Here is a 23,882-nt window from a genome sequence, read left to right as displayed (position 1 = left end):
AATGTCAATTCCTAGTAAAATAGCATATGAAAGGGCTTTCGAAGTTAAATGCTTCAGATTGATGAATGAAGCTTATGAAGACTCTTTAGCTCTAAAAACTATAAAACTCGACTGGGATGAAAACGATATTTCTCAGGAACTATGTGAAAGAATTGATCTAAATCATTTAAGACGTAAGTGGCGAATTTTCGTTTCAAGAGAACACCATCTTACTTCTACAAATGTTAATAAAATCAAAGGATTTGCCAACAGTCTGTCTAGAATAGATTTCAAGATGGCTACGTTTAATAAGTCAGATGAACACCTCTATTACTTCGAGGCAAAAAGAATTAAAGAGAAGGATTCTAGCTTAAAGAGATCATATATAAATGAAGGAATGGATAGATTTATTAAGAATAAGTATCCCCTCGGATGTATGCTAGGATTTCTGTTAGAAGGAGATCTTCACAATACAGTCGGCGGGATTAATAAATTATTAATCAGCGATAAAAGAAACTTAGAAGTACTAAACCTCAGTACTGCAACTTTTAAAAATTATTATGAGTCTAGACATGTCACAATAGATTTATTAAAGCATTTGATATTAGATTTCACAGTTACTAAATGACAAGGAATGCTGAATATTAAAATTATATAATATCCAGCTATTAAATCACAATAAAATCAATTAAATATGGTTTTTAAACATATATTAATCTGAACTTTTTTTGCTCATCGGCTCATTCAATTTAGCAATACTTAGTCCATATTTGTGGGCGTTGTATTGCCACACTACAAACTGTTCCAATAGCATAGCGTTTTCTTTTTCCAATCTGGCATTCTTAGCTTCCAAAGCCTCAATTTTAGTTTGAGCAATTTTTAAACTAGCAGGCAATTTCTGTGTTGAATTATTTTTAACTTGCGTAGCTTTGGGTTTTTTGCATTGATCATAAGCATTCTTTACCCGCACATATTTCTGTAAAGTTTGACGAGTTGGTGCAGGCACAAGTTCGAGCTGTAGCTCAATGGCCTGACATAGCCGCTCCCAAGTCAATTTCTGATCTAAAGGCCAATAATCAAGAAGCTCAACAATATTCTCGATATCTTTATCTGTTAAATGCTGTGCCATATCAAATCCATAAATCCATTTGCAATGCAGGACTGAGCAAATGTGGTTCATCCTCTATCTTTTTCCGTTGAGTATTCTCAATAACGGGGATACGTTTAAGACCTGCTTTTTGATACGCTAAATCGAGATGTGTAACATCTTCAGAAGGGGGCAAACTCAAAGGTGTTCCATCGGGAATGTTTGGATCATCCAGTAAAGCAATCATCTGTTCACAACGTTTAATTGTAAGCTCTCTAGTGTGCAACCAGACCGTTGAACCAGTAACATTTTTACTAACAGCCTCCTTATCCTTTGCCCATAAGATTTTTTCTTTTCTAAGTCGATCTTGAAGCCGTTTTTTCTTTTCATCCTCCCCCTTAATACAGACATGCTCTGTACAATTAAGACAGTTTCTATACTTTAGGCAGGGTTCATCAATATAAGAATGTGTACAAAGTCCAAACTCGGTAGTATGCATGGACAATGTTGTTTTGGTATTTAGCTCTTGCAGAGTTCGAGGTGTAGCTATTTGGAATGTAAATGTACTATCAGTATTTACTGTACCAACCTCATTTTTCTGCATCTCAATTATGCCATAATTACGATCTTCAACCGAAGTATGGTCATATACTCGATTTTGCTTCATATCAGCCCGCCCTGACCATTTAGCGAGTAACATGCTATCCATTCCATTGGTATTTGCTATCGTATTGAGAAGATGCCTAAATTGATGGGTAGACACACTGTAGTCACCATATCCCCACCGTTGGAAAATGGATTGAACATTTACTAACTCATCACGTCCTTTCTTCTTTTTTTTCGTGGGAGATAAATCCTCATTTAAAGTATCAATATGTGGCATCCATAACTCAGAGAAAATAGTTGGTTTATCACGATGGAATTGATTTGCGAAACAACAAAATAAAGCTTCAGACCATTTAACCTGTACACTGTTACCTGTTTTAAACGGTATATAAGGAAAACCTTTAGGCAGTCTCTTTCGCAGCATAATATTTAAATCATTCAGGCAGACTTCATAATCACTAATAGGAATATCACGAGCTTTTAAAAATTGTCTTCCACTGTTATTTGCTTGACGAGCATCCAATAGTGACGCATCAAAACCCATTGCCATCAATACTTCACTACGTTTTAAAAATTGATGATCAGGCACATCAGGACAAAGCTCATGTCTCGGAAATTTATCACTTGTCTCAAGCAAATATGCTAAATGTCTAGACTTTTCTGACATCTTAATCAAACGTTCAATAGCCCGTTTTACCGTTGGGATCATGACACTTGGAATGTATTTAATGTCATGCCCATAATTTTTCTGTGCATACCACCTAATACCTAATACTGTCTCAATATTAGAACCATCTGCTGTAAGCCCTAAACTGCTCTTAGAAAGCGTTTGGACTTCTTCCTCGTGGATACAATTATGCTTTAAGAAAAATAGCTCTGATGCTCGTTCTGGCGCAGCTAGAAGCAAACTCACAGCACTGGTGACAAAAATATCTCTATCTGACAATTCTGAATCTTTCCGTGAGAAAATATCAGCTAATGCAAAAATCGCATCCTCATCTGGAAGTTTAGAAGCTCGATGTTCCTCTGACTCTGCATCTAACACAATTGATTTTTCAGAAGGCTTTTTAATTGGACTTTTCCAATCTGGTAAAGCAACTATTTTTAATTGGCGAAGAAAATCCAATAGAATCTTTAGTTGTCTACCTACATGGTAAGCAGAACTCGCTTTATAATTTACTTTTGCATTTTCAGCAGCCAAGTCAAAATCTGCAATAACCAATTTAGTTAAATCAACTTCACCATACCGGTCTAAACATATTTGTTCTATTGCCCGAATTGAAAGAATTGTATCTTGAGTTTTTAACTTACTATTAGTCCTTTGATACTTAACATACGCCTTGGCAAATTCTAGAATTGAATGATGCAAAAGATTTTCAGGTGATCTATCTTTGGATGAAATACCTGTTTTGACAAAGTTTACTTCGCCTTTCCAATAATTCTCATCAAATCTAATATCTTCATTTAATTCTGATAATTGTTTAACAAAATCAATAAACCGCTTAATTTCGGAGTAAGGAGATTGGATTTTGTCAGATGGAAAATATATTAAATTATCCATGATTAAACTCCTCACAAGCATCAATAACTTGCTGAACAGCAATAATTGTTCGATCATTCACGGCAGCGACTTCAAGGCTACACCCCATCGCAATTAGATCATCTCGTTCTTTTATTAATTGCTCTAGAACTAGATGGTGAGGTGCATTTGCCCAAGGCATAAACTTACTACACAGATAACATGCGATTGGTGCATAATCGTTACAGTATTGATGTGTACCACATGAGCCGACATCACAATCCTGTTCTACATAAGAAATTCTATTCGCATCTTTAACTTGTGATTGAGCCTCAATCTCATCCTTTACAACTTTTCCCTGAAAAGCATCTGCATATTTGCGTAAACTTTCATCCATGATAGATGATATTTGCTGTGCAATTTCAGGAATACTTTGCACATAGCAATGCGCATTCTGGGTGTCATGATGATCTAACAGCTTTGCAATAACATTCACGCCTGCTTTTTGCCTAGCAGCATTTGTACCAAGCGTGTAGCGAAACCGATATGCAGTTATATGTATTGGTTTACCAGTTTCTCTAGAACGGACTCCAAGCTTCACCACAGCATCTCTCAATATTTGAGTTAATTCAACAGTAGGTAAATGAACAATTTCCTTTGATAAAATTTCTGAAATTTCATTCTGATTGCCCCAATCCAGATTAGCTAATTTCTCAAAATCATAGAATAGTGGTAACTCTGCAAACTCTTGTTCAGATAACGCTCGCTTTATCTGTTTAGTTAATTTCTTCTTTAAAATTTGAATATGCTCAAATAGAATTTTCGCAATACTTTCACGAATTCCCACTTCACTAAAAGCAAATCTGAATCCACTAGCACCCCTAACTTTAGCTCTCGGAATGTTAAGGATATGAACTGCATTTGTATCATTAAAATTATATTTATCTGAAACGTATAGATCTTTCACCTTTAATCCTGCAATCTGGATGGGTCTTCTACCAGTCGCACAAAAAATACGAATTAAAGCAGCCTCATAATAGGAGATCTTATTTTCTGCTAAATATTCGTTGGTTCTAGTAATAATTGCTTGAAATTCAAATGAGCTAAATGGGCCTTCATCTGGATCAAGGGAAAGGACTGCTACTCCTTTGTCATTGCCACTTAATCTCCATGAGTCTATTAAATCGTAAATTTCACCATCTACTGAGGAATAACCCAAATCATAGAGTTTTTTTAAAAAAACTCTAAATTTTGCTAACTTATATTCGTATTTCTTATCATTATAATAGTTTTTATATTCTAAAATTCCTTTTAAAGTAATTTCTGACTCTCCTGTCAGATCGGGATACTTAAGTGCATAGCGGATCATTTCTGTAGCATGTGTGCTTGAACTATATTTAGCAAAGTGTATAAAGGTATTTAAAACATCAGACCTAACTTCCTCCGAAAATTTCGAGAGATTCGACATATTTACTTGCTGATTAATATCTAACACCCATATATCATCATAAATATCAACTTTATAACCTTTAAATGAGGTAAAGGTATTTTGTAATTCATCGAAACTATCGATTTGAATTGATTTATTCATTTTCATCCTCAAATTTTTCTTGGATACTTAAAAAAATCTCTACAGCACGCTTATTCTCTGCACGTCTTGAATATCTTCTTGCACTTTGTGAGTTAGGTATCCATCCCATCAGATATGCACGATCATTTTCAACTTGTGATTCTGTTATTTTTCCTGTTTCCACTAGGATGTGTGACTTCTCAGAAAATTTATCATTCCAAGTATGTCTAAATGCATGAGCATGTACATTGAATAGAACAACTTTAGAAATTTCAGAAAAGATTTTATCTAAGGCATTGATTGATAAAGGCTGGCCTTTATTTGATAAAATCAAAAAGTCTGTTAGCTCTGCATTAGGTACTGTTGACCTATAATTTAAAATATAAGTTTCTAATTTTTTCTTCAGATTTTGATTGACTGCAATTGATCGACTTCTAGTTTTAACCAAAGGTTGATATAGCCTAGAATCACTTACATCATGAGGATTACGCTTAATAGTAAGATACGATGTACCACCTTGAGAAGGGGTTATATCTGTAAGCTTTAAATTTAATAATTCACCTTTACGACATCCAAGATATAAAAACAAATAGATAATTAGCTCATTTCTATAAGTAAGATAATCTGATGTCCAGATACGATTCTGATTATCAGGATCAACCGCCTTGAAAATTTTATTTAATTGATCACTATCAAAAGATTTGTATTCAGACTGAATATCCATGGACTTACGAGGTCTACGAGATTTTAACAAACGTTTTGTACTTGTTATTGCTGATGAATGAAGATGAGTCTCAAACCATCCAATATATTCAGCAAAATTAGTTAACCGCCGATATATTAATTGTTTAGATACATAGTCCTGAGTAACAACCAATTTTGCTCTAGATCGCTCTTTATTATTACTTTTTGGAAAACTTATGATCTTTTTTTTTGAATCTGCCCCACCTAATCGACTACGATTGAAACTGGTTAAATTTACTATAGCTTCTATTTCGTTTAGTTTTAAAAAATCTTTACTTTTTATCCTTTGTTCCAAGTCAATTCCTAACTTATCCAACAACTGAAACAGCAACTTAATATCTTCCAGAATAGCTGTAATAGTATTGATTGATTGACCACGATTTCTTAAATGAATGATCGTATATAAATTTGGATAAGTCATAGGAACACCATCACTATTCAAAAGAACAGCAAATCTCTCACCACTACTCATTACAAATCTTTTAACAGACATCATAGTTAAATTTAACAAAATATCTAAGTATTAAATATCATAAGATATAAGTAAAAAAATTTACAGAACCATTTCTAGTATCTGTAAATTTTATTTGTAACTAACTGCTAATAAAGAATAATTTAATAAACTTTACAAAACATAGTCTCTAGGGTGTACTAAAACGGTAAATCGTCATCTAAATCCGCTGGCGCTGCCGCAGCAGGTTGAGGTGCTGCTTTTGGTGTATTAAAACCATTGCCTGCTTGTGGGCTACCTGCATAATTACCTTGCTGGTTGCCGCCATTAAAGCCGCCACCTTGGCCATAACCACCTTGGTTGTTGTTATTGTTATAGCCTGTATTTTGGTAACCACCGCCTTGGTTATTATTGTTGTTAAAACGAGGTTGGTTAAAGTCGCCACCGCTCTGCTCGCCTTGTTGACGGCTATCCAACATCTGCATTTGATCGCCACGAATTTCAGTGCTGTAACGCTCTTGACCATTTTGGTCTGTCCATTGACGGGTACGCAATGAACCTTCGATATACACTTTTGACCCTTTACGGAGATACTGTTGTGCAATTTCACCTAAACGGTTGTGCAACACGATACGGTGCCATTCTGTTTGCTCTTTACGCTCACCCGTACTTTTATCCATCCACGATTCACTGGTTGCAATCGAGAATTGAGTTAATGATCCACCATTTGGAAAAGTTTTAGTTTCTGGATCTTTACCTAAAGTACCTACTAAAATAACTTTATTCACACCACGCATTAGCTGTCTTCATCCTATATATTTCTATGTTTTACTTTATAAGAGTTATGATTAAATGGCTACCTCTTTGCCAATCAAGTGCGTTAAATCTTGTCGCCCAGCATCATCAATGCACTGTTTATCGACTTTAATATACGCAACTTGCTGTTCTGGCATCACCACGACTTCTTCAATACCACGAATCGCCAACAGTTTTGAAGTCCATTCATCTGTTTGTATTGCTTGAGGTAAAGGCAACACAATAGAAGACAAATATCTCGGCTGAGCCAGACCAAAACTAATTAGCAGCCATATTATAGCAATCCCCGTCAGCACACTCCACCCGAGCGCAGTATTCTGTAACATCAAAAGCTGACCACCCAAGGTTCCGCCAAAAAACGCTCCCAAAAACTGGCTGCTGGCATTGACGCCCATGGCAGTGGCTTTGGATTGGATCGGAGCTGCTTTGGATAACCAAGAGGGTAATAATGCTTCCATCACGTTAAATGCAATAAAGAATAAACCCAGCCCTGCCAACAATACATATTTAGACTCATAGCCAAAGATCAGAATCAGTAAACCACCAATAATCCCAGCAATGGCAGTGAGAAAAATGCCGCGCATTTTGCGATATTTTTCCGCAATGATAATGCTTGGGAAGGCAAAAAACAGGCTGATCACTAACAGAGGTAAATAGACTAAACCATGCTTTGCCAATGGAATTTGCGCGTACTCAATCAACTGTGAAGGCACATAAATAAACATGGCCGTCAGCAATAAATGTAGTGCAAACACCGACACGTGCAAACGGTTCAACTCACCCATTTGGATGACTTGCTTGAGCTGATTCAAATAGCCTTGCTGATAATTTCGGTGGTGTCGCGTAACTTTAGGCACCAATAGCAACATCGAAATCGCAGCCAACCCCATAATGGTGGTGACAAAGAATAGACCTGATATACCGACCAAACTGGTCAGCCATGGCCCCAAACTAAAAGCAACAACGAAGGATAAGCCAATACTCATGCCCATCGCCGCCATGGCTTTGGTCCGTTGTTCTTCACGGGTGACATCGGCCAGTAATGCCATCACCACAGCCGAAACCGCACCTGCACCTGCAATCGCACGGCCAATAATCACCCCATAAATGGTGTCGGATAGACCCGCAATGGCACCGCCAATGGCAAATAACAATAAGCCGAGCACCACCAAAGGCTTACGGCTGAAGCGATCGGCCAAGAGGCTAAATGGAATTTGTAAAATTGCTTGGGTTAAGCCATAGACTCCCACCGCGAGACCGATTAAGGCAGGTGTGGCATATTGATAGGATTGTCCTGCAACTGAAAATACAGGAATAATCATGAACAAGCCCAACATGCGTAAGGCAAAAATGCTACTTAAGGCAAAGGTTGAACGGCGTTCTAAAGCATTCATTATTGATAAGACACTATAACTGGCTCAGCGAATTATAAGCCATTCGCCTACAAAGGTTGTACGTAGATTATGAAAAACACAATCTTTCTGCAGAGAAAAAAATAAAGGAGCGATGTTCGCTCCTTTATTTACACTAACTGATCAAGCTGAAAACAAGCTTAAGAAGCTTGCTGTTCTCGCTTGCTATACTGAATCGAAGCCAACACCGCCCACACAATAAAGGCCACCCCGATCAAACCCGTGACTACTTCAGGTACATGCAAGCCCGTACCACTTGCGATCATGATGAATGCCAGTGCACCAATCGCATAATGTGCGCCATGCTCTAAGTAAATATACGCATCCAAAGTGCCCTTTTCGACCAGATAAATGGTCATTGAACGGACAAAGATCGCACCAATCGCGAGACCGAGCATAATGATCACCACATCACTGGTAATCGCAAAGGCACCAATCACGCCATCAAAACTGAAGGATGCATCTAGCACTTCGAGGTAGAGGAAGCCACCAAAACCAGCTTTTACCACACCCGAAGCTGCGCCACTTGAATCATGGCCAATGGCATTGCCATTTTCATCAATCTCAGGCTCACCACCCAATAAATGACTCAAGACCTGCACCCCGATGTACACCACGATGCCCCAGATTCCTGCCATGGTCACAGCCAAGCGAGCAGACTCATCGACATTCGCCGCCATAATGATCATCGCGATCAAGGCCAAGAACACCGACATGGCCGGCACGTTGGCCAAATGGGCTAATTTCGCTTCCAACCATTTAAACCAATGGGTTTCTTTACCATCGTCAAAGAAGAAGTTTAAGAACACCATCAATAAGAAGGTCCCACCAAAAGCTGAAATTTCAGCATGATGCGCCATCAAACGCTCTGAATAGGTCTTCGGATCATTCAGGGCCATTTTGGCGACTTCAACCATGCCCATATCGGCAGTTACCGCGACAATCACCACAGGGAAGATTAAACGCATCCCAAATACGGCAATCAGGATACCGACGGTTAAGAAGATCATTTTCCAGAAATGATCCCAACCCCGCAGTACTGAGGCATTCACCACCGCATTGTCGAAAGAAAGAGACACTTCCATCACCGCTAGAATGGCAGTAATGGTCAGTGCTTTTAGCATGGTGGCAACACCCGCTTCAGGGCCATGCGTATAGCCCCAGTAGGCCGAAAGTGCTAAACACACAATCGTAAAAAATATTGAGAAACGGAAATGCTTCATGAGCAGCCTTTTATCCAAATGTAGAGTGATAAAAATGTGCTTATTGTAGGCGAGTTTTGACCCAAAAACAGAAAAGATTGTTGGACTTGTTTGGCAAAAAAAACCATCCCGACCAGACTCTGCTATAGTGCTGAAAAGATTTCTTTTATATGTACTTTCATAGGTTCATTCCATGACGTTTTCTCAAGATGTTTGGCAACGTAATCAAGATTTATATCAAAAAATATTAGCACTACCTTTTAATCAGGAGCTTGCAGCAGGCACACTCGATCGTTCAGCCTTTTGTCATTATGTGATTCAAGATGCGCATTACTTATTGGCCTATGGACGTGCCTTGGCTGTTGCTGCCGCTAAAGCCTATGAAGCTGATGATGTGATTCAATTTTCTGAAGCGGCTAAAATTGCCATTATTGTAGAACGAAGTTTACACAATGATTTTATGCAGGAATTTGATGTCAGCAAAACCGAGTTTGAAAACACACCACTGACACTGGCCTGCCATCATTACACATCTTTCCTGACAGCAACCGCATGGTCAGAAAGCTATCCTGTGATTTTGGCAGCCTTATTGCCATGCTTCTGGATTTATGCCGAAGTCGGTAAAGACATCGTCAGTCAATCGGTTGCCAACAATCCCTATCAAGCATGGATCGATACCTATGCAGGGGAAGAATTTAATACCGCGGTGCGTAATGTGATTGCGACGGTTGATAAAGTCGCTGTACGGTGTGATGAGGATACCTTAACCAAGATGCATGCGGCTTATCGCATGGGTGCAAAACTAGAATGGTTATTCTGGGACAGTGCCTATCAACAACGTCAATGGTTAGGACTCGATCAAGCCTAAGTATCAGTTTAGTCGTATTTTCTCCAGACATAAAAAAGCCCCAATTAAGGGGCTTAGTCGTATATCGTATCGTCCGATATACTGTATGAGGCTCATCTCAAACTGAGCGCATTAAAACATAAATAGGCTCAAATGCCTACTTTTATTGCTGGGTTAAAAAACATTCACTACAATTAAAGCAATCAATGCAGGCACCGCCTGAATGTAGATAATCTTTTTACTCGCAGTCAGACCCCCATAAATCCCGGCAATCAACACACAGCCTAAAAAGAAGTTGGCAATCGCCGTTGCATAGTCGGCAGGTGCCAGTAATGACCAAAATAAACCTGCGGCAAGGAAACCATTATACAGCCCCTGATTTTGTGCCAATACTTTGGTCAGTTGTGCTTTTTCCAGACTATTGCCAAAGGCCTTTAAACCATAGGGCTTGTCCCACAAAAACATTTCCAGTACCAAGATATAAACGTGCAATACTGCAATTAACCCGATCAATACTTGTCCCAACATGCGATTTTTTCCTTTTTATTGTGTTTGAATTTAATTGGATCAGTCGCAAAACTGACCCCTTATTTTTTACAATGATGGTGCTAACAACACTTTACCCTGACGCGCGCCTTGAGTTGCTTTCAACGCGGCAGTATTAATCTGGTCAAAACTGAAGACACCCTCAACAGGTAGAACCAGTTTTTTCTGCGTCGCCAATGTAATCAGTTCTACAAACAAAGCCTTTTTACGTTCCACTGGCATTTCTTTATTGACTACACTGGCCCAGAACCCTTTAACCGTAGCTTGTTTAAAAATCAGATCACCCGATGAGATCTGCATGGTCTCGCCAGTCATACTGCCAAACGACACCAATAGGCTATTTTCACTGAGTAAACTCAACATTTCCCCGCTGGCGCTGCCACCAATTGAGTCCACCCCAGCAATTAAGGGCTGATCTGTATGTATGGCTTTGACTTGTTGCTTCCAATCTGGCTGATCCGTCGCCACCACATGCTGAATCCCCAAAGCCTGCATTTCTGCTATCGCATCAGTACGGCGAACCAAATGAATGACATGTAGTCCGCGCGCTTGAGCAATCATGGCAACGGTTTTACCCACCGCACCATTTGCCGTATTTTGAATCAACCATTGATCTGCTTGTACGTTGACAAAATCGAGGAGCATCAGCGCACTGATCGGCATCCCGATTAGTTGTGCGGCGGTTTGGTCATCAATCGCATCATTTAAAGCAATAATACTGGCTGCTGGCGCGATAAAATATTCCGCCCAACTGCCATGTACCCCTGCGACCGCAACGCGCTGTCCTAATTTGCTGCCATCTACACCGTCACCTACTGCATCGACGATCCCTACCGCTTCGCTGCCACCAATTGCAGGCAAGGTTGGCTTATAACCATAACTACCACGTACAGTCCAAACATCGTGATTATGCATAGGAGACATGATCATCTTGATACGAACTTCACCCACTTTCGGCTCAGGTTGCGGCATCTCACCCAACTGCAATACATCGACGGGTTCACCAAAACTGTGATGGATAATACTTTGCATGTTTTATTCCTTAATCGGTTGTAGCAACTGTTGAGTGGTTTCTAAGGCTAAATGTAGCGGTGCTTTGTCTTGGGCCAGTTTGGTCATCAAGGCGGCACCCAGCCACAATTGATACATCACCTGAGCGGTTTTAAGTGGGTCAAGATGGGCAGGAATCGAGCCTTGTTGTTGCCCTTCTTGTAATAACAAGGCCACACGTTGTGTCAATCGATGCACACCAAGGTTGAGAATTTGACGCATGTCGTCGGACAAATCAGCAACCTCTGCTGCTAATTTCACAATCAGACAATTCTCTGCCCAGCTGCCATAAACAGGATCATCGATCCATGCCTGCCATAACGCTATCAAACGTGCATGCGCACTTTGTTCGGTATGTTGCCAGAGCTGTTCGACACGGACTTTATAATCCGCCATATATTGTTCGAGCAAAGCACAGCCAAATGCTTCTTTAGAAGCAAAATAATGGTAGAACGACCCTTTCGGGACATCACAAGCTTTGAGAATCTCTTGCAAGCCAACACCCACAAAACCTTTACGTAATACCAATTCAAAGCTGGTATCGAGAATATGTTGTCGCGTGGCTTCACTTTTATTTGATCGTTTCATGCACACACTATAAATCAATATTAGACCAGTCGTCTAGTTAAATATCTATTTTAATAAGTGATCAATTTTTACATGGTAATCTGCGGCATTGAATGCTAAAAATACGAGGCGCATCGCGTGAGATAAATGTGAACCAGTTCATTAACCGTCACAATTTGTCGTTTTAATTATTTTTATACCACTTGAACGATTTTAAATCGCTATCATATACCTGTTTTCATATTCAGCTTATTGAGATGTATTTATGAGTCAAAGTCATATCCGTATTCGAGGCGCACGTACCCATAATTTAAAAAATGTGTCACTCGATATTCCACGTGACAAGTTTGTGGTGATTACGGGACTTTCTGGCTCAGGTAAATCATCCTTGGCCTTTGATACCTTGTATGCCGAAGGTCAACGTCGTTATGTCGAATCACTTTCGGCTTATGCGCGTCAATTCCTTTCGCAAATGGAAAAACCAGAAGTCGACTCGATTGAAGGTTTATCCCCTGCAATTGCGATTGAGCAAAAGTCGACCAGCCATAACCCACGTTCAACCGTGGGTACCATTACCGAAATTTATGACTATTTACGTTTGCTCTATGCGCGCGTAGGTACACCCTACTGCCCTGAACATGATTTGCCGATGGTGGCACAAACCATTTCAGAAATGGTCGATGCAGTCAAAAGCCTTGAAGAAGGCACTGCCTTGATGTTGCTTGCGCCTGTGGTGCGCGAACGTAAAGGCGAATACACCCAACTGTTTGAACAGTTGCAAGGCCAAGGCTTTGTGCGTGCCCGTGTCGATGGTGAAATCATTGATATTGATACCCCGCCTGAACTGGACAAAAAGAAAAAACATACCATTGAAGTGGTGGTCGATCGCTTTAAAGTGCGCGACGACCTCGGTAACCGTATTGCAGAGTCGTTTGAAACGGCACTGCGTCTAGGCGGCGATATTGCGGTGTTATCGTGGATGAATGGCGAACATCCTGAACGTGTGTTTTCAGCCAAACACTCCTGTCCTGAATGTGACCGTGCTGTAGCAGAGCTTGAACCACGTCTATTCTCATTCAACAACCCCTTCGGTGCCTGCCCCGTTTGTGATGGCTTGGGAACACGCAGCCATTTTAGTGCTGATAAACTGATTCCGAATCCAGAAGTATCCATTAGCCAAGGGGCGATTCGCGGCTGGGACAGACAGCGTCCGTATTACTACACCATGCTGCAAAAAGTGGCTGATCATTTCAATATTGACCTCGACCAACCGTGGAACGCACTGGATAAAGACACGCAAAAGAAATTCTTACAGGGCTCAGGCAAAGAGAAAATCGATCTGAGCTATATCGATGAACGCGGCCGTAAGCACAGTCGTGTGCAAGCCTTTGAAGGGATTTTGCCGCATTTAGAACGTCGCTACCGCGAAACTGAATCGAATTATGTGCGTGATGATCTGGCGCAATATCTGTCGAATGCGGCTTGTGATGCTTGCGGCGGTTCACGTCTGAATGAAATCTCTCGCCATGTGCGGGTCAAAGACAAGACCATTGCCCAAATCACCAAGATGTCGATTGGCGATGCTGAACACTATTATCAAGACTTGAACCTTGAAGGTGCCAAAGGTGAAATCGCCGATAAAATCTTTAAAGAGATTCGTGAACGCTTACACTTCTTAGTTAGTGTTGGCCTGAATTACCTCAGCTTGGCACGTTCAGCTGAAACCCTTTCAGGCGGTGAAGCGCAACGTATCCGTCTGGCGTCACAGATCGGTGCTGGCTTGATGGGCGTGATGTATGTACTGGATGAACCGTCAATTGGTCTACATCAACGTGATAATGATCGCTTGCTACAAACCCTAATTCGTTTACGTGATCTAGGTAATACCGTATTAGTGGTTGAGCATGATGAAGATGCAATTCGTGCCGCTGACCATATTATTGATATCGGACCAGGTGCGGGGATTCATGGCGGTGCGGTGATTGCTGAAGGGACTTATGATGAGTTGGCCAATCATGCGGACTCGCTCACAGGCCAATACCTATCAGGTAAGCTCAAAATTGAAGTACCGAAACAACGTACCGTCTCACCGCGTCCAGATGAAGTGATCAAGCTATCTGGTGCCAGCGGACATAACTTGCAGAATGTTGACCTGACCATCCCATTGGGCATCATGACCTGTGTCACAGGAGTTTCAGGTTCAGGGAAATCAACGCTGATTAACCGTACCTTATTGCCTTTAGCTGCGACGCAACTGAATGGTGCGACTACCCTGACTGCGGAAAAATTTGATTCGATTGATGGCTTACAACATTTGGATAAAGTGGTCGATATTGACCAAAGTCCAATTGGTCGTACCCCACGTTCCAATCCAGCCACTTATACGGGTTTATTCACACCGATTCGTGAGTTATTTGCACAAACGCCTGAAGCCAAAGCGCGTGGTTATAGTGCAGGTCGTTTCTCGTTTAACGTGAAAGGTGGCCGTTGTGAAGCCTGTGAAGGTGATGGCATGATCAAGGTCGCGATGCACTTCTTGCCTGATATGTATGTGCCATGTGATGCCTGCCATGGCAAGCGTTATAACCGTGAAACTTTAGAAGTCGGTTATAAAGGCAAAAACATTTCTGATGTACTGGAAATGACGGTAGAAGATGCAGCTGAATTCTTTAGCGCCATTCCGGTGATTCATCGTCGTTTAGATACCTTAACCCAAGTCGGGCTTGGCTATATTCGTTTAGGCCAAGCAGCGACAACCCTTTCAGGGGGTGAAGCGCAACGGGTCAAACTGGCACGTGAGTTGGCAAAACGCGATACAGGTCGAACCTTATATATCTTGGATGAACCGACCACAGGTCTGCATTTCCATGATATTGCCAAGTTACTCGATATCCTGTACGAGCTCCGCAATAAGGGTAATACCATCGTGGTGATTGAGCATAATCTGGATGTGATCAAAACTGCCGATTGGGTAATTGATCTTGGCCCTGAAGGTGGTTCGGGTGGTGGTCAGATTATTGCTGAAGGGACACCAGAACACGTAGCACAAGTTGAAATTTCACATACTGGTCGTTTCTTAAAACCGATGTTGAAGTGATCCTTCTTATACAAGATTAGAGTTCTCTAACAGGATTAAGTACACAAACTTAATCCTATTTTTGATTCTATACTCAAAAATACCTGAAGAAAAATAAGCATCACACCTTCCGTACAAGCTTTAGGTCTCTACAATATTCTTCCCTTTGGCCTTTGCCTTGAGCAAGGACTGATCCGCTTTTTCTAACAACTCTAACCAGCTATTTGCCCCAATTGCGACGCCGATACTGACCGAAACATGAAGCGACTCAGCTACATTCGGGATCACAATCCTTTCTTTTAAAATAGCCGCGCGGATACTTTCTGCAACCACTTTGGCAGCGCCCATCTGGATATTTTCAATCACCACCAAGAACTCATCACCGCCATAACGCACAATTAAATCCGAGGCCCGCACATTATGTTTCAGTTGATCGGCAATCATGCTAATCACCTGATCCCCGACAATATGTCCATACTGGTCATTCACAAACTTAAAATTATCAATATCAATTGCAATCACGCAGGTCTGTGACAAAGATTCAGGTTTGGATTCCAACATTTGAATATATTCATCCAAAGCCAAGCGATTGGCGACTCCTGTTAACACATCGGTATTCGCAATTTGTTTAAGTTGCAGTTCCATTTGATCACGCTGTGTCAACATGACTTTGAGTTTATCAATCGCCTCAAACAAGGAGAAAAACTCGCCTTTCCGCTTGTTTTCTGCAGGGAGTTCATCAGACGTTCCCGAGAGGCGTAAAATCATATTACGCGCATGAATTAATGGACTAAACACCCTTCGCTTGGCGTAGATCATGGTAAAAATGGCGATCAGCAAAGACAAACTAGAAATACATAAAGTAAAAAGAAACTGCCGCTTTGCCAACTTATTCTGTTCATCAGCCACCCGAATACTGTAATCCAGAATATAATTTTGCAAATCCATTACCGTGGTAAATTTCCCCACCATCCGTTCCGTTAGCTCCGTACCCGACAGAAAATAGGCCTGATTATGCTTGCTTTCATCAAGCAACTTCGCCACGATCGGCAAGCCATTATCTAAAAATTCGGTTTTCACACGGCGATATAAACGCACATATTCAAGTGTCTTTGACTGCTCAGGCTGAATCGTGTCAATTAATTCCCAGAGATAAATGGCTTGATGCTGAGTCTGTAAAGAGCGCGCTCGGTTCTCATCTGAAATTTTTTCCCCAAAGGTCACAGGCGCCATAATATTAGATGCCACCCGCCCTGCCTGATCACGCATATCCGTAAGTACCAGAATTGCCGTAAAGTAATTCGACATCTTGCTATTCTTGCTGTTGGAACGTACCAATAACCACGTTAAAAACTCACGGCTTTCATCCCAGACACTAAACATCGATAAAATTGCATGATCATACTGTTTCGATGTTCGCTCAGCATGGGGGGTATTGGCATAGGCATCAACAATACCGCGCGCTTTGGATAATTTAACTTTTAAATCTGTTTCCAATTCATAGGCAATCAGCCTAAAACCGTTTTGTTTTAAGATCGCAATGGTGTCATCAATTTCTGCATCAACAATTTTACGGTACTCGAATAACTCCTTTTGATTTTCTAATAGTATCTCAGGCTGACTCGACATCAATTTATTGGCAGGAGCTCGTTCTCTGGAAATTTTATTGGATGTTTTGACTAAGGCGCGCAGACAGGTAATTTCTGTGAGGGTCTGGTCAGATTTTATATATTCTTGGTAACTATTGATAATTAGAGGAATGGAAAGATAAAAAATCGAAAAGATAATGACAATCATGCAGAAAAAGAGGCGACGGCTAATTTGCTCAGATCGTAATTTCGAGCTTTTTAATTTACGCCCCATTCACACACCTTGCACTTTTCAAGAACGATCTCAATTGATTTTTAAACAGAGATTAATTTTACCCGAATTCTAAATCGCACTACCACGCTTAAACCGAGGTTTTTGGTTACATTCATCTCGATGTATTTGACTAAATCATTGTTCGTAAATTGAAATTAATTTTGAAAATAAAAATTGAGAATGATTTTTATTTAATTTAAATCAACTAAATCATTTATATTGTTAAAATAAATATTTTAAATATAACCAAATTCTCCCATATTAGCCTACAAATTAGAGTCGTTTCTTCCGAATAACTTGATTGAAAATGATCTTAGAATTAATACTGATAATACCCTTAATCTTATTCAATTTATTAATAATGAATTGTGAAAATGCATTCAGGTCTTTGGTCGCGACATGCAGCACATAGTTCGAGTCACCTGTAATCACATAAGCATTGATGACTTCTTCAAAGCCATCAATCTGCTTTAAGAAAAAATTATGCTCTGTTTAAGTGAGTTGAATTGGCTTTATTTCAGCAATTGTCTCGATTTCAATACCCAATTTTTCATAATTGAGCTTGGCTTAACACTTCTCGATAATGCCATGACGTTGCAAAAGCTTGACTCGTCGATGACAAGCAGAGGGGGAAAAATTCACAAGATCAGCCAATTCCTGATTTCTCAGGCGAGCATCGTTCTGCAATAAATTTAATCAACTCATAGGAGCAAAACATTTTCAATCTCAAGTGCACATCAGCAGTGCTCTAAACGTTTTGCCGCTAAACTTCTATTTTAAATAATATCAATCATATTTCACTTGAGTTCAGCGCAGGTTTTCAATCTTGAACCTACTTTAAAATCGAAAAACTCTATTCCAAACATATAAATTATCAATTTCACAAATCACCTTCCAAAGCACATAATTTAAACATACAGAGATTACAGAATTTTACCCCTAACCCTCTAGGATGTTTTCTCCCCCAAGTTAAACATCCTTTCTCAGCCCAGCTTTCCCCAAAAGCTGGGTCTTTTTTTGAGTATTTAAGTGGCTAACAATCCCAACTGTTGCAAGGCTTGATACACAATCGCTTTACGTGCATCTGCATGTTCAGGCTGGCTCATTTGCATATTCAGTGAGAATGCAATGACCTTACCATTTGGCTGTTCAATCCACCCCGTCCACCAACCCACTTGCGGGCTGACATCCATTCCCCAACCGCTTTTGGCATAGATTTTGGTATCCTGGATCTGATCCACCAATAACATCGCTTTGACTTGTTGCTGTGTCGGCTGATCAAAGGGTAATTTCTGTTTTGCTAATGCATAGGCAAAACGAACTTCCTCTACGGGAGTAATTTTTAAGGGACCAACTAACCAGAAATTATCCACTTGCGTCCCAATATTTTTATTACCATAACCTACACGCTTCACTTCACGGGTCATCAGTTCTAAACCAATCCGTCTTGCCAACTCTTGATAAACGGGTACCGCCGATGCCTGCATCGCTTCAGCTAAGGTTAAATCTTTTTCCCAGCTACTAAATGCTCGCTTTTTTCCATCCCATTTAAACACTTCATTTGGTGCAGTCTTATGATGTTGTATCCCGATCAAAGCATTCAACATTTTAAAGGTTGAGGCGGGAATATAACGCTGCTCTGCACGATCAAGCGCATTGCCATAGCTTTGAATTTTCTTGCCGTCATAAATCACCAAAACACCACTGGTTTGAGCGCTCTGGAATAAACTTGAGATCTGCTGCTGATCATTTTTTTCTGTCGTGAGCTGTTGCTTTTGTTGGCTTAAACTTTGACAAGCAGCCATAGGAATTGCAAAAAAGATGGCTGTAAAAAGCGTCAGACATTTTAATTTTTTCGACATGATCATAAAGCTGGAAAAGTAGAATAATCTGTCACTATAAGTGTTTTATCGTCATTGTTCTGTAGTGTTATTTTCATCAATAATGTGTAAAAAACAAATAAAAAAAAGCTCAGCCTTGGGGAAAGCCGAGCTAGTAAAACGATGATGTAAAACATCAAAAAACTCAAAAGAAAATGTTATGAGATATTTAAATGCAAATTAGATATCTCTTGCTATGTATTATGTGAATTAGCTCTCAGAAAGTAAAGTTGATTAAATAGATCGGGTTTATCGTTACAATCGATTTTGTTAATTGATCATTAAAAGTTCGATTTTTATGTGATTTTTAGTTTATATTAACTGAGAATGAATATCATGATTTTGCAAAGTTCATCGCAGAAAAACTCAAAAACCAGATTAAATCTCACACTTTTAGCTGCATGTTTATGACAATAATAAGAATCTTTTGAGCGAAAAAAACGATTAATAAAATCGAATAAACCAATCAAAATAGTGATACATGACATTCTGATTACTTGCTTGATATTGTCAAAAAATAAACTTATCTATTTGTTTGATATGTATTTTATAAATGGTTGACACGATTTATTTTAATCGCTCATTTTTCACACACCAGCTGATCAGCATTTGTTCGTTTATCGGAAGCCCAAATTTATTACATTGACTTCATACTTTGTTACAATACAATGACTCCAACTTTACTCTTTAATTGTTTTAAAGCTGGAAATCATTATGAAAAAACTCGGTTTAGCCACTGCTTTAGTTTTAGCCATGACCGGTGCTCACGCATACCAATTCGAAGTTCAAGGTCAATCTGAATTCATCGAAGCTAAAGACTTAAATGACAAAGACTTTACAGGTGCTGCTCAAGGTACTTACTACTTTAAAAATGTAGATGCATCTAAAGGTCCTTTAGCTGAAGCTGCGTTCTTAAACCAAGCTTCTAATGTATCTGTAGCTTACAGCTTTGCAAAATTAAGCGGTGACGAAGTTGCAACTGTTAAGAACAACTCTTTCGGTGCAAAAGGTGAAGCTTACCTTCCAACACCTTACTTACCAGTATATACAAGCGCTTCTTATAGCCACTCTCAGACTAAGTCTGAAGGCGAAAAAGACAATGGCGACCGTTTTGCATTAGAAGTAGGTACAATGCTTACTCCTAACTTCTTAGTTGCTGTTGGTTATACAAACATCGCTGACCAATTTGCTTTAGACGCAAATAGCGTTCTTTCAAATGGTATTGCTAAATCAGTAGCTCAACCATTAGTTATTGGTGAAGACCAAGATGCGATTACTGCACGTACTAAATACGTAGGTAACATCGACGGTACAAACATGGCTGTAGGTTTTGAAGCTGGCCTTGTTTACGGTGACTTCCAAGCGTATGAATTGAAAACTGACGTATATGTAACGCCTAAGTTAAGCGTTGGTGCATCATATGCAGAAGCTAACTTCAGCTCAAACCCATTAAATGAAGACAACTTCTCTCCAATCAAATCTGCTTGGGGCGCGAATGTCAACTACTTCATCACTCCAGCAATTGCTGTAGGTGCAACATATGTAAACGCGAATGCAGTACATGCAAACGTAGATACACAAACTGTTGGCTTAAACGCGAAGTTCCGTTTCTAATATTGGATTTAGGTTCTATACAGAACATCTAATTCATAGCAAAAAACCAGTTCATATGAACTGGTTTTTTGTTTTTCGATCTGAATAAGCGAAGACATCCACCCCCTCAGTTTTAAACCTTACATCTTCTTATCTTCAATATTTAAGGCACTAATCGCCAAGACGGCTTGAGTGCGATTTTGTACGCCTAGTTTACGGAAAATCGCAGTCACATGCGCTTTAATCGTCGCTTCTGATACCTCTAACTCATAGGCAATTTGTTTATTCAACAAGCCTTCTGCCACCATCATCAACACACGGAACTGCTGAGGGGTGAGCGATTGTAAACGTTCGGCTAAAGCCGTCTCATCTGCCGCACGCGGATCAAAGCCCGCATGGGTTGGTAAGTTCGGTGGTAACCAGATCTCGCCTTCTAACACCTGCTTAATCGCTTCACCGATATGGCTTGGATGTGAAGATTTTGGAATATAGCCCATTGCACCATGCGCAATCGCACGTTGAATAATTGAAACTTCTTCATGTGCTGAGACCACAATAATCGGAATTGCGGGATATTGTGCGCGCACATACACCAAGGCAGAAAAACCGGATGCACCTGGAAGATTTAAGTCCAGCAACACCAGATCAGGCTCTGAACCATGCTCTAAACGTGCATAAAACTCATCAACATCAGCTGTTTCCTGAATCTGCGCCTGTGGCAAACTATAACGAACCGCTTGAATCAAAGCATGTCTAAATAAAGGATGGTCGTCTACAATTAAAATATTCATAAGCGCTTAAGCTATCTGCAAGTACGTCACTGTACGATGTTTATTTAAATTCAATCCGCTTAAGCCTATTTTCAATTCAAGGCTAGGTCAAGCACAAGACAGGATTTATTTCCTTTTCGCGCAAAATAAATCAAATATTGATATAACTTCATTAAAATGTTCTGTAAATAAAATAGATTCAAAAATCTTGAATAGAAACAGAAAATTAACCACCTAAAATTTGATATTTATTGTGATTTATCGACATATCTTTAAAAAAGATAAGCTTGCAGCATTTCCTTATTTTACAGCTTGGCCTGCGGTGTAGATAAATAAATAGCAATTCGAAATGATCTCTTAGGCCGTTATTATGTCCAATCGCAATACTCTCACAACTCCTCTCAATATTGTCGCTGTATCAGGTGGTTTAAACAGCCCGTCAAAAACTGAAAGTTTGGTTCAGGCGATTCTGGATGAACTTTCAGAAGCGATCGATATCAAAGTCCATTTCGTTAAACTCAGTGAAATCGGGCCATTATTGGGTGGAGCCATTTACCGCAATCAATTGCCACAACGCGTACAAGATGATCTCGCAGCGGTAGAAGCAGCAGATGCACTGATTGTCGGCACCCCAGTTTATCGTGCTTCGTTTACAGGTTTATTTAAACACTTCTTCGATTTTGTTGAACAGACGGCTTTGGTCGATGTACCCGTTTTACTGGCAGCCTCAGGTGGCAGTGACCGTCATGCGCTGGTATTAGAACATCAATTACGCCCTTTATTTAGCTTTTTCCAAGCACAAACCTTACCGATTGGGGTCTATGCCACTGACCGTGACTTTACGCCTGAATATACGGTCAAAAGCGAGCAATTATCAGATCGCGTGACCCTCGCCGTGGCACGTGCCTTACCGATTTTAGAGTGGGCGCCAGCCAAAGGCCAACGTGCAGCGGCAATCAAAACCAAAACTGAACAAGCCAATCAAAATCTCGGCATCAATAAACAGATTGAACAGGCAGAGGTACTCCCATCTGCTGCGGTACCGAATCTGGATGCAGCTGAATCTCGCTTACACCCCAAGTCAGCCAAGAATCTTACTCACGTGGCATAAGCATATTGAATGGAGGATACAACGATGACAACAACAGCATCCGCAATTAAATTTGCCTACTGGGTTCCGAATGTAAGTGGCGGTCTCGTTGTAAGCAACATTGAACAACGTACCGACTGGAGCTATGACTATAACGTGCGTCTCGCACAGGCAGCCGAACGCAGTGGCTTTGAATATGCCCTCACCCAAATCCGTTTTACCGCGGGCTATGGCGCAGACAACCAACATGAATCGGTCAGTTTCAGTCATGCCCTCTTGGCAAAAACTGAAAAACTGCGGGTGATTGCCGCTATTCTGCCCGGCCCTTGGAAGCCTGCGTTGGCCGCCAAACAACTGGCCACGATTGACTATCTCACCCAAGGGCGTATCGCCATTAATGTCGTCAGTGGTTGGTTCCGCGGCGAATTTGATGCGATTGGTGAACCTTGGCCTGAACATGATGAACGTTATGTCCGTTCAGAAGAATTTATCCGCACCCTAAAAGGGGTATGGAGCACTGACAATTACAGCTTTGATGGCAAATACTACCAATTTCAGAATTACACGCTTAAACCAAAGCCGCTGCAAAAACCTTATATCGAAGTGTTTCAAGGCGGTAGTTCACGTGCGGCACGTGATATGGCTGCGCGTGTATCGGACTGGTATTTTACCAATGGCAATAGCGTTGAAGAAATCAAAAAACAGGTTGATGATGTGCGCAGCAAAGCAAAGTTAGCCAATCGACAGGTCAAAATTGGCGTCAATGCTTTTATTATTGCTCGTGATACTGAGGCGGAAGCCAAAGCAGTCCTGAATGAAATCATTGCTCAAGCCAACGTCGAAGCAGTGAATGCCTTTGGTGATGCCACCCGTGAAGCAGGCGCAGCAGCACCCGAGCGTGAGGGAAATTGGGCAAAATCGACCTTTGACGATCTGGTTCAATATAACGACGGTTTTAAAACCAATCTGATTGGCACACCGCAGCAAATTGCGGAACGCATTCTTGCTTTAAAAAATGTAGGGGTAGATCTTGTTCTTTCAGGCTTTCTGCATTTCATTGAGGAAGTTGAATATTTTGGAGAAAAAGTTTTACCGCTGGTCCGTCAACTTGAACAACAACAGGAGCATCATCTCGCAGCAAAATCAGCGTAGTTTTCAGCGTTAAATAAAAAGAATAACAAAACAAATGGCAGATACTCCCCCAAGGCTCGGCT

At 40.5% G+C, this 23,882-nt stretch carries 19 protein-coding genes and 1 pseudogene; 6 read left to right on the top strand and 14 right to left on the bottom strand.

Annotation, left to right across the window (positions count from 1 at the left end; genetic code table 11):
• The first annotated feature begins 1 nt into the window (after position 1).
• The gene (locus V6E90_RS09085; RefSeq protein ID WP_332605153.1) at positions 2–607 is read left to right on the top strand and encodes a hypothetical protein; all 606 of its coding nucleotides are present in this window, start codon (positions 2–4) and stop codon (positions 605–607) included.
• Positions 608–691: 84 nt separating this feature from the next.
• On the opposite strand, the gene V6E90_RS09080 is transcribed toward V6E90_RS09085, so the two are convergent.
• From V6E90_RS09080 to V6E90_RS09050, 7 genes are all read right to left on the bottom strand, one after another.
• Positions 692–1,108 (bottom strand): hypothetical protein, encoded by a 417-nt coding sequence (locus V6E90_RS09080; RefSeq protein ID WP_130066763.1) that lies wholly within the window; start codon positions 1,106–1,108, stop codon positions 692–694.
• Position 1,109: 1 nt separating this feature from the next.
• Positions 1,110–3,233, bottom strand: coding sequence for an integrase (locus V6E90_RS09075; RefSeq protein ID WP_332605152.1), 2,124 nt, complete (start codon positions 3,231–3,233; stop codon positions 1,110–1,112).
• Positions 3,226–4,782 (bottom strand): site-specific integrase, encoded by a 1,557-nt coding sequence (locus V6E90_RS09070; protein ID WP_332605151.1) that lies wholly within the window; start codon positions 4,780–4,782, stop codon positions 3,226–3,228. Before V6E90_RS09070 ends, V6E90_RS09075 begins: the two co-directional genes overlap by 8 nt.
• Positions 4,775–6,001: a site-specific integrase gene (locus tag V6E90_RS09065; RefSeq protein WP_008941061.1), complete on the bottom strand. Its 1,227-nt coding sequence runs from the start codon at positions 5,999–6,001 to the stop codon at positions 4,775–4,777. The genes V6E90_RS09070 and V6E90_RS09065 overlap by 8 nt, the downstream gene beginning before the upstream one ends.
• 155 nt (positions 6,002–6,156) lie before the next feature.
• The gene (ssb, locus tag V6E90_RS09060) at positions 6,157–6,753 is read right to left on the bottom strand and encodes a single-stranded DNA-binding protein (protein ID WP_016542674.1); all 597 of its coding nucleotides are present in this window, start codon (positions 6,751–6,753) and stop codon (positions 6,157–6,159) included.
• A 51-nt stretch (positions 6,754–6,804) separates the two neighbouring features.
• Positions 6,805–8,169 (bottom strand): MFS transporter, encoded by a 1,365-nt coding sequence (locus V6E90_RS09055; protein ID WP_065343164.1) that lies wholly within the window; start codon positions 8,167–8,169, stop codon positions 6,805–6,807.
• Between the two features lie 155 nt (positions 8,170–8,324).
• A complete protein-coding gene (locus tag V6E90_RS09050) occupies positions 8,325–9,407 on the bottom strand; it encodes a DUF475 domain-containing protein (RefSeq protein ID WP_004657231.1) in 1,083 nt (360 codons plus the stop codon).
• A 172-nt stretch (positions 9,408–9,579) separates the two neighbouring features.
• Between V6E90_RS09050 and tenA the strand changes: the two genes are divergently transcribed.
• Entirely contained in the window at positions 9,580–10,254 is a 675-nt protein-coding gene (tenA, locus tag V6E90_RS09045) for a thiaminase II (RefSeq protein WP_262756260.1), read from the top strand.
• A 153-nt stretch (positions 10,255–10,407) separates the two neighbouring features.
• On the opposite strand, the gene V6E90_RS09040 is transcribed toward tenA, so the two are convergent.
• The 3 genes from V6E90_RS09040 to V6E90_RS09030 form a co-directional block, all read right to left on the bottom strand.
• Positions 10,408–10,761 carry a DUF1304 domain-containing protein gene (locus V6E90_RS09040; RefSeq protein WP_016542671.1) on the bottom strand — a complete coding sequence of 118 codons (354 nt, stop codon included), beginning with the start codon at positions 10,759–10,761 and terminating at the stop codon, positions 10,408–10,410.
• A 66-nt stretch (positions 10,762–10,827) separates the two neighbouring features.
• Positions 10,828–11,811 (bottom strand): zinc-binding dehydrogenase, encoded by a 984-nt coding sequence (locus V6E90_RS09035; RefSeq protein ID WP_332605150.1) that lies wholly within the window; start codon positions 11,809–11,811, stop codon positions 10,828–10,830.
• A 3-nt stretch (positions 11,812–11,814) separates the two neighbouring features.
• Positions 11,815–12,417, bottom strand: coding sequence for a TetR/AcrR family transcriptional regulator (locus V6E90_RS09030; RefSeq protein ID WP_016542669.1), 603 nt, complete (start codon positions 12,415–12,417; stop codon positions 11,815–11,817).
• A 244-nt stretch (positions 12,418–12,661) separates the two neighbouring features.
• Here V6E90_RS09030 and uvrA point away from each other — a divergent pair, with 244 nt between their 5' ends.
• The gene (gene uvrA / locus V6E90_RS09025) at positions 12,662–15,493 is read left to right on the top strand and encodes an excinuclease ABC subunit UvrA (protein ID WP_332605149.1); all 2,832 of its coding nucleotides are present in this window, start codon (positions 12,662–12,664) and stop codon (positions 15,491–15,493) included.
• Positions 15,494–15,613: 120 nt separating this feature from the next.
• On the opposite strand, the gene V6E90_RS09020 is transcribed toward uvrA, so the two are convergent.
• The 3 genes and pseudogenes from V6E90_RS09020 to V6E90_RS09010 form a co-directional block, all read right to left on the bottom strand.
• Positions 15,614–17,335, bottom strand: a complete 1,722-nt coding sequence (locus V6E90_RS09020; protein WP_332605148.1) for a GGDEF domain-containing protein — start codon at positions 17,333–17,335, stop codon at positions 15,614–15,616.
• Positions 17,336–17,608: 273 nt separating this feature from the next.
• Positions 17,609–18,022, bottom strand: a pseudogene (locus V6E90_RS09015) (Lrp/AsnC family transcriptional regulator).
• A gap of 338 nt (positions 18,023–18,360) precedes the next feature.
• A complete protein-coding gene (locus V6E90_RS09010; protein WP_081401608.1) occupies positions 18,361–19,203 on the bottom strand; it encodes an OXA-286 family carbapenem-hydrolyzing class D beta-lactamase OXA-671 in 843 nt (280 codons plus the stop codon).
• Positions 19,204–19,929: 726 nt separating this feature from the next.
• Here V6E90_RS09010 and omp33-36 point away from each other — a divergent pair.
• The gene (gene omp33-36 / locus V6E90_RS09005) at positions 19,930–20,829 is read left to right on the top strand and encodes a porin Omp33-36 (protein ID WP_016542660.1); all 900 of its coding nucleotides are present in this window, start codon (positions 19,930–19,932) and stop codon (positions 20,827–20,829) included.
• 119 nt (positions 20,830–20,948) lie between these two features.
• Here omp33-36 and V6E90_RS09000 read toward each other — a convergent pair whose 3' ends face one another.
• Entirely contained in the window at positions 20,949–21,599 is a 651-nt protein-coding gene (locus tag V6E90_RS09000; protein WP_016542659.1) for a response regulator, read from the bottom strand.
• A gap of 349 nt (positions 21,600–21,948) precedes the next feature.
• Here V6E90_RS09000 and msuE point away from each other — a divergent pair, with 349 nt between their 5' ends.
• Both msuE and sfnG read left to right on the top strand, forming a co-directional pair.
• On the top strand, positions 21,949–22,689 hold the full coding sequence (gene msuE, locus V6E90_RS08995; RefSeq protein ID WP_016542658.1) for an FMN reductase: 741 nt from the start codon (positions 21,949–21,951) through the stop codon (positions 22,687–22,689).
• Positions 22,690–22,713: 24 nt separating this feature from the next.
• Positions 22,714–23,820, top strand: coding sequence for a dimethylsulfone monooxygenase SfnG (gene sfnG / locus V6E90_RS08990; RefSeq protein ID WP_065343155.1), 1,107 nt, complete (start codon positions 22,714–22,716; stop codon positions 23,818–23,820).
• Positions 23,821–23,882: the final 62 nt, after the last annotated feature.

The organism is Acinetobacter sp. ESBL14 (assembly GCF_036668815.1).
Classification (GTDB): Bacteria; Pseudomonadota; Gammaproteobacteria; order Pseudomonadales; family Moraxellaceae; genus Acinetobacter; species Acinetobacter gyllenbergii.
This window is presented reverse-complemented; position numbering and strand designations above follow the sequence as displayed.